A 1,091-nucleotide genomic window follows, 5' to 3' on the forward strand; every position below is an offset into this window, starting at 1 on the left:
CTCTTTACTAAACTTAAATCTGCAGTTTGTGGTGTAATTGGTGAAGAAACTTCATCATCCTCACTCTGATCGCCATCATCGTTATTTGGACTACTATCAGGATCAAACTGATCGCTGGCACTAATCTCAGCAACGTTGTTATAACTTACTCCTGTACCTGGAGCTAACACTCTAGCGGTATAAGTAACAGCCAATGTATTACTTCCTCCTACTGAAGATACTGATAATCCTGACCAGTTTATAGTATTTCCTGTCTGTACTCCTCCATTATTTATTGTAACGACTTGTAATCCATTTGGAACAGTATCTGAAACTCCTACTCCGGTAGCATTACTTGTTCCATTATTGGTAATGGTAACTGTATAAGTAATTACATCGCCTACATTTGGTGAAGTATTACTCGGTACTTTGGCTAGTTCTAAATCTGCAACTGCTGGAACTACACTCTCATTAGCTTCATCATCTTCACTCTGATCGCCATCATCATTATTTGGACTACTGTCGGGATCAAATTGATCACTTCCTGTTACTTGAGCTACATTGGTATACTCTCCTACTGCTCCTGTTGGTGCATTAACAGTTACTCGATATGTAAGATTCAATCCTGTTAATGGAACTGTAAGTCCACTCCAATTGATAGTCGTAGCTCCTGCATTATAAATTCCGCCATTATCTATACTACCTGGAACTAAAGTGTAACCTACTGGTAAAACATCTGCAACACTTACTCCTGTCGCTGAATCTGTTCCTGCATTACTTAAAGCAACTGTGAACGTAAGAACATCACCTACTTCTACATTGTTTCCATTAGTATCTACAAAACTCTTGGCTAAACTTAAATCTGATTGCTGTGGTGTGATATTGAAATTCGTCTCATCATCCTCACTCTGATCACCATCATCATTATTTGGACTACTATTTGGATCAAACTGATCGCTTGCTGTAATCTCTGCTACATTTACATATTGTGTCGGGTTTGCTGGACTTACTGGGGCTAATACTGTAGCCTCATAAGTAACAGTAATTAATCCACCACTTGGAATACTTAAATTACTCCATGTAGCTACATTTCCAGCTGCTGTTCCTCCATT

The 1,091-nt window shown here is 38.8% G+C and carries 1 protein-coding gene; it reads right to left on the minus strand.

What is annotated here, in order from left to right:
* On the minus strand, positions 1–1,091 hold a 1,091-nt coding region (locus Q1A15_RS20900; RefSeq protein ID WP_299628384.1), incomplete at both ends, for a DUF11 domain-containing protein.

This window comes from uncultured Tenacibaculum sp. (assembly GCF_947495995.1).
GTDB lineage: Bacteria > Bacteroidota > Bacteroidia > Flavobacteriales > Flavobacteriaceae > Polaribacter.